The organism is Kitasatospora sp. NPDC056783 (assembly GCF_042789895.1).
Classification (GTDB): Bacteria; Actinomycetota; Actinomycetes; order Streptomycetales; family Streptomycetaceae; genus Kitasatospora.
Genome location: NZ_JBHUAF010000026.1, coordinates 1 through 13,999 on the forward strand (window position 1 = coordinate 1; position 13,999 = coordinate 13,999).

Here is a 13,999-nt window from a genome sequence, read left to right on the forward strand (position 1 = left end):
CTTCGTGCATTGTCGGTGTGACCTGGTAGTACTTGGTGGCGATGAGCAGCACAGGGGAGAACGGGGCCGCCGAGCCGGAGCAGCTGGCGTTCATCCGGGAGACGGTCAAGCGGGCCAAGCCGCGCACCTGGCACGGGGCCAAACGGGCCGAGCACCTGCCCGTGGCCCGGGTCGTGGTGGACAAGGGCGTGCTCACCATCGACAAGTTCTTCGACTACGCGGTGCCGGCCGCGATGGCCGAGGAGGCCCAGCCCGGTGTCCGGGTCCGGGTGCGGTTCGGGGCGCGGGTGGTGAAGGGCCAGCGCGAGGGCGGAGAACTGCACGACGGGTTCATCGTCGCCCGGCTGGAGAAGAGCGACTTCGCCGGTCCGCTCGCCCCGCTGGCCCAGGTGCTCTCGCCCGAGCCGGTGCTCACCCCCCAGCTGCTGCGGCTGTGCCGCACCGTCGCCGACCGGTACGCCGGGACGCTGGCCGACGTGCTCCAGCTGGCCGTCCCGCCCCGGCACGCCAAGGCCGAGGCCGAACCCTCGCCGCCGCCGTCGGCGCCCCCGGCGGCTCCGGCCCCCGGCGGCTGGCAGCGCTACCCGGCCGGGCCCGACTTCCTCACCGCCCTGGCCTCGGGCGGCTCGCCGCGCGCCGTCTGGGCCGCGCTGCCCGGGCCCGGCTGGCCGTACGAGATCGCGCGGGCGGTGGCGGCCACGCTGGCGGGCGGGCGCGGGGCGCTGGTCGTGGTCCCGGAGGGGCGCTCGGTGGCCCGGGTGGACCAGGCGCTGACCGAACTGCTCGGCCCCGGGGCGCACGTGGCGCTGGAGGCCGACCTCGGCCCGCGCGAGCGCTACCGGCGCTGGCTCGCGGTGAGCCGGGGCTCGGTGCGCGCCGTGGTCGGGACGAGGGCCACCATGTTCGCGCCCGTACGCGACCTCGGGCTGGTCGTCGTCTGGTCGGACGGGGACGGCAGCCACAGCGACCCGCGCGCCCCGCACCCGCACGTGCGGGAGGTGGCGCTGCTGCGCGCCGCCGAGGAGGGGGCCGCGGTGCTGCTCGGCGGGCACGCGGTGACGGTGGAGGGCGCGCAGCTGGTCAGCACCGGCTGGGCGCGCCCGCTGGTCGCGGACCGGGAGACGGTGCGGCGCACCGCGCCGAGGGTGCGCACCGTCACCGATCAGGACCAGCACCGGGACGCCGCGGCCCAGGCCGCCCGGCTGCCCTCGGTGGCCTGGGAGGCAGCCCGGGAGGCGCTGGCGGCCGGGCACCCGGTGCTCATCCAGGTGCCCCGGCGCGGCTACGTGCCCCGGCTGGCCTGCGGGCGCTGCCGGACCCCGGCGCGCTGCCGGCGCTGTGAGGGGCCGCTGGAGGCGCCCTCGGCGGACGCCTCGCTGTGCTGCGGCTGGTGCGGGGAGGCGGAGAACGACTGGCACTGCCCCGAGTGCGGGTCCTTCCGGCTGCGGGCCCAGGTGGTCGGCGCCCGGCGGACGGCGGAGGAGCTGGGCAAGGCGTTCCCCCGGCTCCCGGTTCGGACCTCCGGCCGGGACTCGGTGCTGACCACCGTGCCGGACGAGCCCTCGCTGGTGATCTCCACCCCGGGCGCGGAGCCGGTGGTCGAGGGCGGCGGCGGATACGGGGCCGCCCTGCTGCTGGACGGCTGGGCGCTGCTGAGCCGGCCCGACCTGCGGGCGGGGGAGGAGGCGCTGCGGCTCTGGCTCGCGGCGGCCGCGCTGGTGCGGCCCTCGACGGAGGGCGGGACGGTCGTCGTGGTCGCCGAGCCCTCGGCCCGTCCGGTGCAGGCGCTGGTCCGCTGGGACCCGCTGGGACACGCCGGGCTGGAACGGGACGAGCGGGCGCAGCTGCACTTCCCGCCGGTCTCCCGGATGGCCTCGGTGAGCGGGAGCCCGTCGGCGGTGGCGGACCTGCTCAACCTGATCCGGCTGCCGGAGGGGGCGGACGTGCTCGGGCCGGTGCCGGTGCCGACGCTGCGGGGGGAGGAGCAGGAGCGCGCGCTGCTGCGGGTGGCGCCCGGGCAGGGGTCCGCGCTGGCGGCGGCGCTCAAGGCGGCGCAGATCGCGAGGATCGCGCTGCGGACGGCGGAGCCGGTGCGGGTGCGGGTGGATCCGACGGACATCGGCTGAGGGGACGGCGGGGGTTCCGGGGTGGTGGTCCGGACGGGCTCGGCGGGGTTCGGTTCCGGAGGCCCGGTCGGGCCCGGGGCCGTGCCCGGCGGGGCGGGGTGAGTGGGCCACCCCGCCCCGGAGGGCCCGGCCGCGGGCGGCTCGGTCAGCCGCGCAGCGGGATGCCGGGTCGGTCCGGCTGGGGGCGGTCGACGGGGGTGCCGCGGTCGATCGTGGGGCGGTCCATCGGGCCTCGGTCGATCGGGGTCCGGTCGATCGTGGGGCGGTCCATCGGGGTGCGGTCGATCGGGGTGCGGTCGAGGCTGCCGCGGTCGATCGGAGTGCGGTCGATCGTGGGGCGGTCCATCGCGGGACGGTCGATCGGGCCGCGGTCGAGGCTGCCGCGGTCCAGGCCGCCCTGGCGGGCCGCCGGAACGGTCGCGGCCAGGCCGGTGCGCTCGGCGCCGGCGGGCAGTTCCTCGGCGCGGTCCGGTCGGCCCTGGCTCGGGACGGCACCGCTCGCGGCGAGGAGCTCGCTGGTCGGGCGGCGCATGCCGTAGCGCCGGTGCACGGCCTGCTTGGTGACCCCGAGGGCGGAGCCCACCGAGTCCCAGGAGAAACCCAGCGCCCGGTCGAACTCGACCGCCGCCGCCACCAGCGTCTCCACGCTCTCCCGCAGCTCCTGCGCCAGGCGCACGGTCGGCGCCGGCGCCCGTCCGTACACCACGAAACCGGCCGAGGTGCTCGGTCGGCGCGGACGGTAGACGTTGCCCAGTTGAGCGGTGAGCGTCCGCAGCGCGTCGACCTGCCGCCTCACCCGCTCGATGTCCCGCACCAGCAGGTGCAGGCTCGCCCGCGCCCGGGCGTCGTGGTTGATCTGCTCGGCCATGGCCTACGTGCCACCTTCCGTACGGTTCAGCTCGGCCGGGACGCGGTGGTGCGTGCGCCCGGCCCCGGTCAATCTCTCTTGACCAACGCCGAATCGGGCCAGGGGTAACGCGGCTCGGCACAGTCGGGATGCGCGGACCGTCGATCCGGGCTCCGCGCGGGCTCCGGCGGGGGTGTGCGGGCGGCCTCCGCGGGCGGCCTCCGCGGGCGGCCGGGCGGGCCGTCCCGGGCGGGTTGCATAGACTGGCCGGTGAACCAGCAGCCGACCGCAGCCCGCGCCCCTACGGACAGGAGTCCGCATCCCGTGGCGATCCAGCCGATCCGTCTCTTCGGAGACCCCGTCCTGCGGTCCACCGCCCAGCCGGTGACCACCTTCGACAAGGAACTGCGCAAACTGGTCGGCGACCTCACCGAGACCATGCTGGACGCCCCCGGCGCCGGTCTCGCGGCACCCCAACTCGGTGTCTCCCTAAGGGTGTTCACGTACCACGTGGACGGCGTCACCGGGCACCTGATCAACCCGGACCTGTCGCTGACCGAGGAGGAGCAGGAGGGCCCCGAGGGCTGCCTCTCGCTGCCCGGGCTGCGCTACGACACCAGGCGCGCGTACGGCGTGGTGGCCAAGGGCTTCAACATGTACGGCGATCCGGTGACGGTGGAAGGCACCCAGCTGCTCGCCCGCTGCATCCAGCACGAGACCGACCACCTGGACGGCATCATCTTCATCGACCGGCTCGACCGCGAGCAGCGCAAGGCCGCGCTGAAGGCGATCCGGGAGGCGGACTGGGGCAACGGGCCGGCCCCGGTGGTCAAGGTCTCGCCGCACAGCACCTTCGGCTCCGCCCGCTGAGCCCGTCGCCGTTCCTGTCGTCCTCGCCGTCCTCGCTGTCTTTGCGTTCTCCGCTGAATTCCCGTTTGCAGAAAGGCCCTTGATGCGTCTCGTCTTCGCCGGCACCCCCGAGGTCGCCGTTCCCGCCCTGGACGCCCTGCTCGCCTCGGACCGGCACGAGGTCGTCGCCGTGGTCACCCGCCCCGACGCTCCGGCCGGGCGGGGGCGCAAGCTGGTCGCCAGCCCCGTCGCCCAGCGCGCCGAGGAGGCCGGGATCGAGGTCCTCAAGCCGGCGAAGCCCAGCGACCCGGACTTCGTCGCCCGGCTCACCGAACTCGCTCCCGACTGCTGCCCGGTGGTCGCCTACGGCGCGCTGCTGCGCCCCGGCACCCTGGAGATCCCCAAGCACGGCTGGGTCAACCTGCACTTCTCGCTGCTGCCGGCCTGGCGCGGCGCGGCCCCGGTCCAGCACGCGGTGCTGGCCGGTGACGAGGTCACCGGCGCGTCCACCTTCCTGATCGAGCGGGGCCTGGACTCCGGCCCGGTGTTCGGCGTGGTCACCGAGGAGATCCGCCCGAGCGACACCAGCGGCGAGCTGCTCACCCGGCTGTCCGTCTCCGGCGCGCGGCTGCTGGCCGCCACCATGGACGGCATCGCGGACGGCTCCCTGAACGCCGTGCCGCAGCCGGCCGAGGGCATCACGCTCGCGCCGAAGATCACCGTCGAGGACGCGCGGATCGACTGGAGCCACCCCGCGCTGCGGATCGACCGGGTGGTGCGCGGCTGCGCGCCCGCGCCCGGGGCCTGGACGGAGTTCCGGGGCGAGCGGCTGAAGGTCACCGGCCCGGTCAAGCTGCTGCCGGGCTCCGCCGAGCTGGCGCCGGGCGAGGTCGCGATGGCCGGCAAGAACAGCGTCCGGGTCGGCACCGGCAGCCACGACGTCGAGCTGGGGGAGGTGCGTCCGCAGGGGAAGAAGGAGATGCGGGCCGCCGACTGGGCCCGGGGCGCGCGGCTGGAGGCGGGGGAGCGCTTCGGGACCGGGGGCTGACGCCCTCGTTCGGCGTTACTGTTCGATTGAGATCGTTCGTCTGCCGTACGTGTTCGAGTTCTTCGTTCGAGTTCGTTGACAACCACCGCAGTACCTGTTCATAACCACCGCAGCACCTTGAGGCACCTGTGACCACCCCCAGCGCCAAGCGCGCCCCCCGCCCGCACCGCCGCCCGAAGAAGGACCCGGCCCGGATCGTCGCCTTCCGCGCCCTGCGGGCCGTCGACGAGCGCGACGCCTACGCCAACCTGATCCTGCCCTCGCTGCTCCGGGAAGCCGAGCAGAAGGGCATGGACCGGCGCGACGCCGCCCTCGCCACCGAACTGGTCTACGGCACCCTGCGCCTGCAGGGCACCTACGACGCGATCATCGCCGCCTGCATCGACCGGCCGCTCGGCAAGGTCGACCCGCCGGTGCTGGACGTGCTCTCGCTCGGCGCCCACCAACTGCTCACCACCCGCATCCCCACCCACGCGGCCGTCTCGGCGACCGTCGAGCTGGCCCGGGTGGTGCTCGGCGACGGCAAGGCGAAGTTCGTCAACGCCGTGCTGCGCCGGATCAGCGCCCACGACCTGGACACCTGGGTCGAGCAGGTCGCCCCGCCGTACGACAAGGACGCCGAGGACCACCTGGCGGTCGTGCACTCCCACCCGCGCTGGGTGGTCTCCGCGCTCTGGGACTCGCTCGGCCGCTGGCAGCCGGACGCCGCCGGGCGCACCGCGGTCGAGGAACTGCTGCGGGCCGACAACGAGCGGCCCGAGGTCACCCTGGTCGCCCGCCCCGGCCGGGCCACCGTCGACGAGCTGGCCGAGGCGCTGCCCGAGGCCCAGCCGGGCCGGTGGTCCCCGTTCGCGCTGCGGCTCGCCGAGGGCGGCGACCCCGGCTCGGTGGCCGCCGTGCAGGAGAACCGGGCGGGCGTGCAGGACGAGGGCAGCCAGCTGGTCGCGCTGGCGCTGGCCTCGGCGCCGCTGGACGGCCCCGACCGGCTCTGGCTGGACGGCTGCGCCGGCCCCGGCGGCAAGGCCGCGCTGCTCGGCGCGCTGGCCGCCGAGCGCGGGGCGGCCCTGGTCGCGAGCGAGAAGCAGCCCCACCGGGCCCGACTGGTGGCCCGGGCGCTGGACGGAAACCCCGGCCCGTACACCGTGATCGCGGCGGACGGGACGCACCCGGCCTGGCGCTCCGGGGGCTTCGACCGGGTGCTGGTCGACGTGCCGTGCTCCGGCCTCGGCGCGCTGCGCCGCCGCCCGGAGGCGCGCTGGCGCCGCCGGCCGGCCGACGTCGCGGCCTTCGGCCCGCTCCAGCGGGACCTGCTGCGCTCGGCGATCGAGGCCACCCGGGTCGGCGGCGTGGTCGGCTACGCGACCTGCTCGCCGCACCTCGCGGAGACCCGGGCCGTCGTGGACGACGTGCTGCGCGGCGAGGGCGGCCGGGTCGAGTGGATCGACGCCCGCCCGCTGCTGTCCGGCGTCCCGGCGCTCGGCGACGGGCCGGACGTGCAGCTGTGGCCGCACCTGCACGGGACGGACGCGATGTACCTGGCGCTGCTGCGCCGCACTGCCTGAGGCCGTGGTGACGGCGCCTCCTCGGCCGGGGTTTCCGCCCGGGCGGGGAGGCGTGCGGCCCACGCGTGCGGCTGTGGCCGCGAGTGCGGCGGGACGGGCGGGATGCGTCCGGCATCGCCGCGGCGTACGGCCCGAGGCCGTCCGGACCTCGCCCCGGCCGGGGCGCCGTCCGGGTGGGGGACGGGAGTCGGTGCTCCCGGGTGGGGGACGGGATTCGGTGCTCCCGCGCAGGGTTGACAGTGCGTCAGGCGTGGGCTTCCATGAGGGGCGTGTAGCCGCTCGGCTGCATGATCTTTGGGGGGCAGGCTTCGTCGCGTCGTGCGGCGGGCCGGGGAAGCGACCCCACGAGACATGCGGCGCGATGCGGCTGTTCCGTTGTGTGGAGACGTCTCCCGGCGACTGCCCCTCCCGGCCGTGGGAGGCACCCGGTGTCATCGGAGATTCAGCGCTCGCAGGACGACGGCCCCGGCTCGTCGGCCGCCGTGCCGGTGCCGCGGGCGGGCCGCCGGACCGCGCTGGACGGCCGCGGGCTCGACCTGGTCGCCCTGATGTCGATCCTGGCGGTGTGCGCCCTGATCTGCCTGACCGCCGGAGCGGGGGCGCTCCAGGCGGTCATCGGGGCGGCGGGCGTCCTGTTCGCCGCCTGGCGGACGCCGCGGCGCTCGGGGCGGGAGGAGGAGCGCCGGCCCGGGCCCCGTGGGTGATGCCCGTGGCGGCGGGCCCTGCGGGAGCTCGGGCTCGGGCTGCCCGCGATCCGGCGGGTGGTGGAGTGTGAACTGTCCCCGGCCGATGCCGCCGCCGCGCAGGCGGAGGCGATCGACCTCCGGATCCGGGTGCCGCGGCTTCGACGGGCGGTGCCGGGAGCGGTGGCAAGGCTCGGTTCGACACCTGAGGTGTTGACGATCGTGCACCGCTTGGCCCGGCTCGCGGAGGACGGACGGGCTCGCCTGGTGAGGGAGTTCCTCGCGGGCGTGTTCGGCGGCTTGCCGGGCGGTGGGCGGTGGGTGGTGTGAGCGGGCGCGGGGGTGTGCGGCCGGGGCTACGGGTGGTCGGGGGTCGGGAAGGTGGTGAGGAAGGCGTGGGCCTGGGCGCGGAGGTGGTCGACCGGCGGGTCCTCGCAGATCACCTCCAGGCCGCGTCCGGTCACCCGGCCCAGGTCGTAGTAGGACTGGTAGGCGAGGTAGGGGCGGTGGCCGTCGGTGGGGTCGAGGCCGACGGCGAAGGTCGCGAAGTGGGTCAACTCGCCCTTGGCGGGGGCGGGTTCGGTGCGGGAGAGCTGCCATTCGAACTCGTACGGTTCGGGCTCGGCGGGCAGGTCCAGCAGGGCTTGGGCGAGCCGGCGGACCTCGTCCGGGTTCGCGAAGGAGAACGACTCCGACCAGGCGGGCGCCGAGGCGAGCAGTTCCCAGCCGGCGCCGTTGTGGCCGACGGCCAGGGCCCACTCGCCGTTCCGGTCCTGCCAGCGGCAGCTGATGATCGGGTCCACGGTGGTCAACCTCCGTGTGGCGCTGGGACGTTCGTACCTCATCATCGTGGCACACCGGGCGGCCCGCCGGTTCGGTCGACGAGTGGTCCTCGGGCCCGTCGCCAGGCTTCCTGGAGCGTGCGGTAGCCGAGGACGGTGATGCCGTGCTCGGTGAGGAGGCGGGGAGCCTCGGGGGAGACGAGGAAGGCGTGGTCGGTGCGCCGGACGCGCCACCCGTCCTGCGGGTCGCGAGGGTTCGGGCCGGCCAGGCTCGGGTGCAGGGCCCACTCGGTGAGGCCCGGCGGGAGGGCGGCGAGCAGCCGGGCGTAGTGGGCGGGCTTGTCGTCCACCGGGACGGTGAAGCTGTCGAGGAAGCCGTGGTCCACCACCGGCAGTCCGCGCTCGCGCATCCGGGCCAGGGCGGGCGGCAGCCAGACCCGGACCGCCAGGCCGTACTCGGCGCCGAGAGCGAGGGTGAGGTCGAGGACGTCCTCGCGGCCGCCGTCGGCCAGACAGTGGAAGTCGAGGTGGGTCGGGGTGAGGCCGGCTGCCGCCACCGTGTCGATCTGGGCGCGGAACTCGCGTTCCACGTCGTCGAGTCGGGCCTGGGTGAGCAGCTGGGCGCGGCCGGCCGGGGTGGGGGCGAACAAGTCGCCGTCGGCGTCCAGGAGGGAGGGCACCCGGTCGCGGGCGGTGAGCGGGCCCCAGCGGCGGTCCGGGGACTCGCAGACCAGTGTGAGGTGGACGCCGAAGGGCACCTCCGGGTGCCGGCGCAGCAGCCGCAGCGCGTGCGGGGCGGCGGCGCACGGGGTCATCAGGCTGCAGGAGGCGGCGATGCCGTTGCGGACGGCGTCGATCACGGCGAGGTTGACGGATTCGTCCAGGCCGAGGTCGTCGCAGTTGAGCAGCAGGAGGCGGGCGTCGGGCGGGTGGCCGAGGAGGTGGTTGGCGGTTCCGGTCGGGATCGGGAGTGTGGCGTCGGCTGCGGGCACGAGGTCAGTGTGCCCCGCGCCCCGGGCCGGTGCGCGGGGATTTCCGGAGCGGCGGCCGGTCAGTCGGCCTCGGGGGCCGGGTGCCAGGGGCGGTCGGGGCGGGTTCGGACCGGGGCGGAGGTGAGGCGCAGGGCGTACACCTCGCGGTCGGTGGCCTCGTACGGGACCGGGCCGAGGTACTCGTGGCCGGTCAGGTGGCACCAGGCGGGCAGGTCCAGGGGGGCGGCCGGGTCGGTGGAGTGGATGTGGACCACCGCGCCGGCCGGAAGGTGTGCGATCCGGGCGCGCAGCCGGAGCAGGAGCTGGACGCAGAGCAGTCCGGTGCCGTCGACGGTGAGGTCGGGGGCGGACGGCCGATCGCCGTACATCCCGGGGTTCGCGGTGTAGGTCTGCTGCCAGTGTGCGTGTTGGGCCTCGGCGAGGGCGCGTTCTCGGCCGGGCCCGGTGCCGGGGGTGTCGGTCATGGTGCCGCCCTTCGCGGGTGGGTGGTGCGGGGGTGGTGGGTGCTGCGGGTGGGGCGGGTTCAGCCTAGGGCGTGGGCGCGCGGCGGGTGCGGTGGGGTGCGTGCGAGGTGCGGGACGGGTGTGGCTCCGGCGTGGGCCCTGGTGCGGACGCGGGGTGGACCCGGCGTGGGCCGGGTCCGCCCCGGGTCGTGCGCCGGATGTGGGGGTGCGGGGCAGGCCGGGGCGCGCGGCTCAGCCAAGGTGCGGGCCGGGGGCGGTGCCGCCGAGGCGGGTGAGCAGCGCGGAGAGCCGGCCGAGGTCCTCGGGGCTCCACTGGTCGGCCGCGAAGTGCTCGGCGGCGACCTTGCGGGCGGTGTACAGCATCTCGGCGAGCCGGTCCCGGCCGGTCGGGGTGAGCGCGGCGTAGGTGACCCGGGCGTCGCGGGCGGCGGCCTCGCGGGAGACCAGGCCGATCCGCTCCAGCGGGGCGAGGCCGCGGGTCACACCGGAGGCGGTGAGCCCGAGGGCTTCGGCGAGGTCGACCCGCCGCATCCGGCCGCCGGGGGCCTGGGAGAGGTGGAGCAGCATGGTGAAGTCGGCCAGGCTGACGCCGTGCAGGCCGCTGAGGCCCGCGTCGAAGCGCTTGACCAGGGCCGCCTGGGCGCGGACCAGTCGCAGGGCGGCTTCCAGCGGATCGGGGCCCGTGCCCCTGGTGGGCTGAGCCGGTTCGGTCGGCTCAGGGTGCTGCGGCGGTTCCGAGTGGTTTGTCATTGCCACCTCCTTGACTGCTCAAGTATATCTCGACGGAGAGCCGTCAAGGAGGTGGCGGAGGGGGGGAGGGGTCGGGTCAGTGGGCGGTGTTGGCGGCGCGGCGCTGCCGCTTGCCGAGGGGCGCCTGGGAGAGGTCCTCGGCCTGGGAGCGGAGGTTCTTGTGGCCGTAGCCGCGTTCGCTCAGCCAGTCCCGTGCCGACTGCTCGGCCCGCTCGGTGGCCTCCAGGATGTCCTCCTCGGCCTCGCCCTCGTCGAGGAAGCGGAAGGTGAAGGCGGCCCGCGCGGACAGGTCGTAGCTGAGGTGGCCCTCGCGGGTGAAGGCGGCGCGCAGCACGTCGTGCTCGGGGGCGGCGGCGAGCAGTTCGGCGTGCTGTTGGTCGGTGAGGCCGTCGAAGACGCCACGCACCATGATGCGGAAGGTTCGAGTGGTCATCCCCCGACGATAGGCAGTGCGGGCCGTCGGCCGCCAGCTCGATATCCGGCGCCGAGGGGTGGTGGCCCGAATCCGGTGGCCGGGCGGGAGCGTGGAACGGGGTGCGCCGGGGGTGGGTGGGCGAGCGGGTTGGTCGGGGTTGGTCGGGGTCAGGGGGCGAACGGGCCGAAGAGGGTGGTGGCGAGGCGGAGCGCCGGTGTCGGAGCGCCCTCGCCGGTGCCGATCGAGTAGACCAGGCGCCGGCTCAGGTCCGTCGTGGTGAAGAATCCGTCGGCGTACCCGAGGTCGTGCCCGGTCTTGCCCCAGAGCACCGTCCCGTCCTGGAGGGGGATGGCCAGCAGCCCGGCGCTGTAGCAGGCCAGCCCCTTGTCCGGGCCGAACCGGCACTCGTCGGCGCCGCGGACCGGCAGAAGCCGGCCGGAGGCGTCCCGAGGCAGGGTGAGCAGGTCGTGCAGTTGCTGGGGCGGCAGGAGTTCGCCGCCGAGCAGGGCGCGCAGGAAGCGGTCGAGGTCGGCCGGGGTGGAGACCATCGACTCCGAGTTGCCGCCCTGCTCGGAGACGTCGACCAGGTCGCCGGCGTTGTCGGGGAAGTAGCCGGCCAGGTGCGGCTCGGGCATCGTGGGCCTGCCCTCCGTCACCTCGGTGTGCCGCAGGCCGAGTGGCTTCAGGATGCGGGCCGTCACCTCCTGCCTGATCGTGTGCCCCGTCACCTGCTCGATGATCCGGCCGGCCAGCCGGTAGTTGAAGTTGTTGTACTCCTGTTCGGCGCCGGGGTCGAAGGCCGGGAGGACGATGCGCTTGTCGTCCGGGTGGAGCGTCCGTTGGACGGTCTGGTCGAGTGTCTCCCTGTCGAACCGGAGGGCGATCAGCTCGTCGTGGTCGGTGGTCTTCGGCCCCTCGTCGGCCTGCGGAAGCCCGCTGGTGTGGTCGAGGAGCCGGCGGACGGTGATGGGCAGCGTGAACGTCGCGGGCAGCGTGCCGGGCAGGTACTGCTGGACCGTGCCGTCCAGGGAGATCCGCTGCTCGGCGGCGAGCTGGAGCAGCACCGCGGCGACGAAGGTCTTGTTGATGCTGCCGATCCGGAACGAGGCGTTCGGATCCACCGGCCGTCCGCTCACCGGATCACCGTCGCTGCCGCGCCACACCCGGCCCTCGACCGTCACCCGGGCGATCACGCCCGCCGTCGGGTCGCCCGGCCGGGCGGCGATCGCGGCATTGAGGGCCGCCGGATCGGGACCGGTGGGCGGTGCCTGGCCACTGGCGTGCGGCGCCGGGGCGGCGAGAGCGGGCGAGGCGGGCGAGACCGCGAGGAGCAGGGCGGCGAGGCCGAGGGCGAGGGCGATGGGCTTGCGGGTGACTCTGACGGGGGGTGTGCCGACGGGCTTGGTGGCGGCCATGTGCTCTCCGATGCCGTGGGACGGGTGCGGGGCGGGACGCCCGCACTGGAGATACACGAAACTGACGATCAATCAGTTCCGTTCGGCCGGAGCCGGAGCGGCCGCCGGGCCCCCTTCCTGCGCGCGCCGATCGGCAGGAACCCGCGCGAACACCACCTGGCCGCCCCTGTCGATCGGCAGGGGCGGCGGGGCGGCGGGGCGGCGGGGCGGAGGGGAAGGCCGGGCTACGCCCGGGCCGGGAGCCGGCTGCAGACCGCCCCCGCCGCCAGCGCGGCGGGCTCGGCGCCCACGGCGGCGAGGGTGAAGGCGGTGGTCAGCGCACTGATGTCGCGGGCCTCGCGGATCAGGTAGTGGTTGCCGCCGGGAGCCTCGTAGCGCGCGAGGTCCGGGACGATCCGCCGGGCGCGCAGCGCGTACTCCAGGGAGTGGACGGCGCCGGCCGAACTGTGGTCCGCGGTGCCGTGGACGATCAGCACCCGGCGCCCGGCCAACTGCTCGACCGCGTCGCCGCTCGGCAGCCAGGGGGCGATCCCGGCCACCCCTACCACCGACGGGTGCCCGGCGCACCAGAACGCGGCCCGCCCGCCCAGCGAGTTCCCGATCAGCACGACGGGTGCGCCCGGGTGGCGCCGGGCGAGTTCGTCGAGCGCCCAGCGGGTGTCGACGGCGGTGTCGGCGTCGGCGCCGTTCCAGCCGCCGTGGCGGTAGCGCAACAGGTGCACCGCGAGGCCGTGCGGCCCGCCGCGCTCGGTGAGCTCGGCGGCCAGGTCCCGCAATCCCAGCTCGGCGGCCTTCAGGGGTGCGCGCCGGCTGCGGATGAATCCGCCCGGCAGCAGCAGGGCGACGCCGGTGACCGGTCCCTCGCCCTGCCACGGGGTCAGCTCTGCGGTGCGCGGACGCTGCGCTCGGAACACGCGAAATCCCTCCTGGTGCGTACCGGCGGATTCTACGGTTTCGGTGGGTTCCTGCGGTTCCGGTGGGTTCCTACGCCTCCCGCGCCGGTTGGTGGTGCGCTGCCGGGGCCGCGGGGCCCGGCCGGAGATCCGGCCGCACAGCACATGACATTCGCCCGGCGGGCGCGGAACGACGAGGTCCGGGTGCCCGCCGTCATGCCCGCCGGGAGGAGTGGATCGCCCGGTCAGTCGGCCCGTTCCGGCGGGAACTCGGCCCGGGTCTCCAGGATGAAGGCCGCGACGACGTCCGCGTCGGGGATGAGGAGGGCGACCTGCCGTCCGCCCCGCTCCGGTTCGGTGCGCGTCGTGATCCGGAGCTCGCGCTCGCCCTCGGCGGTGACCTCCGCGAGAACGCTCCACGGCACCGTCTCGCTGTGGTGGAGGTCGCCGGGGCTGATGACGAGGCCCTCGGGCACCACGGCGAGCGCCCGTCCGAACAGGACGTGCCCCTCCTCCTCGAACCGTTCGCGCAACTGCCGGGTGTGGCGCGGCATCAGGCCGGCCCGGATGGCCTCCGCCAGGCCCGGCTCGTAACGGCCGGCCAGTTTCGTGACCACGTAGGGGGTTTCGCGCCCGCGCGGCAGGATGAGGACGCGGGCGAAGCGTTCGATCATCAGGTTGCCCCGGACGTCCGTCCGGGAGGGGATGTACTCGTGGCTCTCGATGGCGTCCCACGGCAGGGCGGTGAAGTCGCCGCCGGCGTGGTGGAGGACGAGTCCGCCCCCGTAGCGTGCCACGGCGACCAGCCCGGTGCGCGGCGGCACCGTCTTGTAGGCCCAGATGCCCGCGGCCAGGGTGGCGACCGCGAGGGCGGCGCCCCACCAGGTCCAGCCGGAGGCGGCGAAGATGAGCAGGGAGGGTAGTCCCAGGACCCACTTGGCCATCCCGTCGCCGATCCGGCGGGTCGTCCGGTAGACCCGGCGCCGTTCCCCCAGGCCCGCCTCGGCCGCGACCTCGTCGCAGCGGGTGAGACCACTCATTGCTGACTCCCCTCGGCTGTGGAGCGCGCCATTCTAATCAGACGTCAGGACGGTCGGACCGGGCCGGGCCGGATCCGAACACTGTTGCGGCCAAAGGCTGGTAACACTGTTTCCCATCGGTTACGTTGTTACC

13 protein-coding genes and 1 pseudogene are annotated in these 13,999 nt (G+C 75.2%); 5 read left to right on the forward strand and 9 right to left on the reverse strand.

Annotated features, from left to right (window positions below; all coding sequences use genetic code 11):
- The first annotated feature begins 41 nt into the window (after positions 1–41).
- The gene (locus ACFRMQ_RS06715; RefSeq protein WP_380727677.1) at positions 42–2,126 is read left to right on the forward strand and encodes a primosomal protein N'; all 2,085 of its coding nucleotides are present in this window, start codon (positions 42–44) and stop codon (positions 2,124–2,126) included.
- A 522-nt stretch (positions 2,127–2,648) separates the two neighbouring features.
- Here the strand turns inward: ACFRMQ_RS06715 and ACFRMQ_RS06720 are convergent.
- Positions 2,649–2,994 (reverse strand): annotated as a pseudogene (locus tag ACFRMQ_RS06720) (hypothetical protein); the annotation flags it as partial.
- Positions 2,995–3,297: 303 nt separating this feature from the next.
- Here ACFRMQ_RS06720 and def point away from each other — a divergent pair.
- The 4 genes from def to ACFRMQ_RS06740 all read left to right on the forward strand — a co-directional run bounded on the left by def (position 3,298) and on the right by ACFRMQ_RS06740 (position 7,136).
- Positions 3,298–3,843, forward strand: coding sequence for a peptide deformylase (def, locus tag ACFRMQ_RS06725; RefSeq protein WP_380727679.1), 546 nt, complete (start codon positions 3,298–3,300; stop codon positions 3,841–3,843).
- An 82-nt stretch (positions 3,844–3,925) separates the two neighbouring features.
- Positions 3,926–4,870 (forward strand): methionyl-tRNA formyltransferase, encoded by a 945-nt coding sequence (gene fmt / locus ACFRMQ_RS06730; protein WP_380727681.1) that lies wholly within the window; start codon positions 3,926–3,928, stop codon positions 4,868–4,870.
- A 128-nt stretch (positions 4,871–4,998) separates the two neighbouring features.
- Positions 4,999–6,432 (forward strand): RsmB/NOP family class I SAM-dependent RNA methyltransferase, encoded by a 1,434-nt coding sequence (locus ACFRMQ_RS06735; RefSeq protein WP_380727683.1) that lies wholly within the window; start codon positions 4,999–5,001, stop codon positions 6,430–6,432.
- 428 nt (positions 6,433–6,860) lie between these two features.
- The gene (locus ACFRMQ_RS06740; protein ID WP_380727686.1) at positions 6,861–7,136 is read left to right on the forward strand and encodes a hypothetical protein; all 276 of its coding nucleotides are present in this window, start codon (positions 6,861–6,863) and stop codon (positions 7,134–7,136) included.
- 335 nt (positions 7,137–7,471) lie between these two features.
- Here the strand turns inward: ACFRMQ_RS06740 and ACFRMQ_RS06745 are convergent, their stop codons facing one another.
- The 8 genes from ACFRMQ_RS06745 to ACFRMQ_RS06780 form a co-directional block, all read right to left on the reverse strand.
- Positions 7,472–7,918, reverse strand: coding sequence for a hypothetical protein (locus ACFRMQ_RS06745; protein ID WP_380727688.1), 447 nt, complete (start codon positions 7,916–7,918; stop codon positions 7,472–7,474).
- A 41-nt stretch (positions 7,919–7,959) separates the two neighbouring features.
- On the reverse strand, positions 7,960–8,889 hold the full coding sequence (locus ACFRMQ_RS06750) for a polysaccharide deacetylase family protein (protein ID WP_380727690.1): 930 nt from the start codon (positions 8,887–8,889) through the stop codon (positions 7,960–7,962).
- A gap of 59 nt (positions 8,890–8,948) precedes the next feature.
- Positions 8,949–9,353, reverse strand: coding sequence for a sulfurtransferase TusA family protein (locus tag ACFRMQ_RS06755; RefSeq protein ID WP_380727692.1), 405 nt, complete (start codon positions 9,351–9,353; stop codon positions 8,949–8,951).
- A 231-nt stretch (positions 9,354–9,584) separates the two neighbouring features.
- A complete protein-coding gene (locus ACFRMQ_RS06760) occupies positions 9,585–10,103 on the reverse strand; it encodes a MarR family winged helix-turn-helix transcriptional regulator (protein WP_380727694.1) in 519 nt (172 codons plus the stop codon).
- 76 nt (positions 10,104–10,179) lie between these two features.
- Entirely contained in the window at positions 10,180–10,536 is a 357-nt protein-coding gene (locus ACFRMQ_RS06765) for a DUF6204 family protein (RefSeq protein ID WP_380727696.1), read from the reverse strand.
- A gap of 149 nt (positions 10,537–10,685) precedes the next feature.
- Positions 10,686–11,933 (reverse strand): serine hydrolase domain-containing protein, encoded by a 1,248-nt coding sequence (locus tag ACFRMQ_RS06770; RefSeq protein WP_380727698.1) that lies wholly within the window; start codon positions 11,931–11,933, stop codon positions 10,686–10,688.
- A gap of 224 nt (positions 11,934–12,157) precedes the next feature.
- Complete coding sequence (locus tag ACFRMQ_RS06775; protein ID WP_380727700.1) at positions 12,158–12,847, reverse strand: alpha/beta hydrolase; 690 nt, start codon at positions 12,845–12,847, stop codon at positions 12,158–12,160.
- Positions 12,848–13,071: 224 nt separating this feature from the next.
- The gene (locus ACFRMQ_RS06780; protein ID WP_380727702.1) at positions 13,072–13,866 is read right to left on the reverse strand and encodes a hypothetical protein; all 795 of its coding nucleotides are present in this window, start codon (positions 13,864–13,866) and stop codon (positions 13,072–13,074) included.
- Positions 13,867–13,999 lie beyond the last annotated feature (133 nt).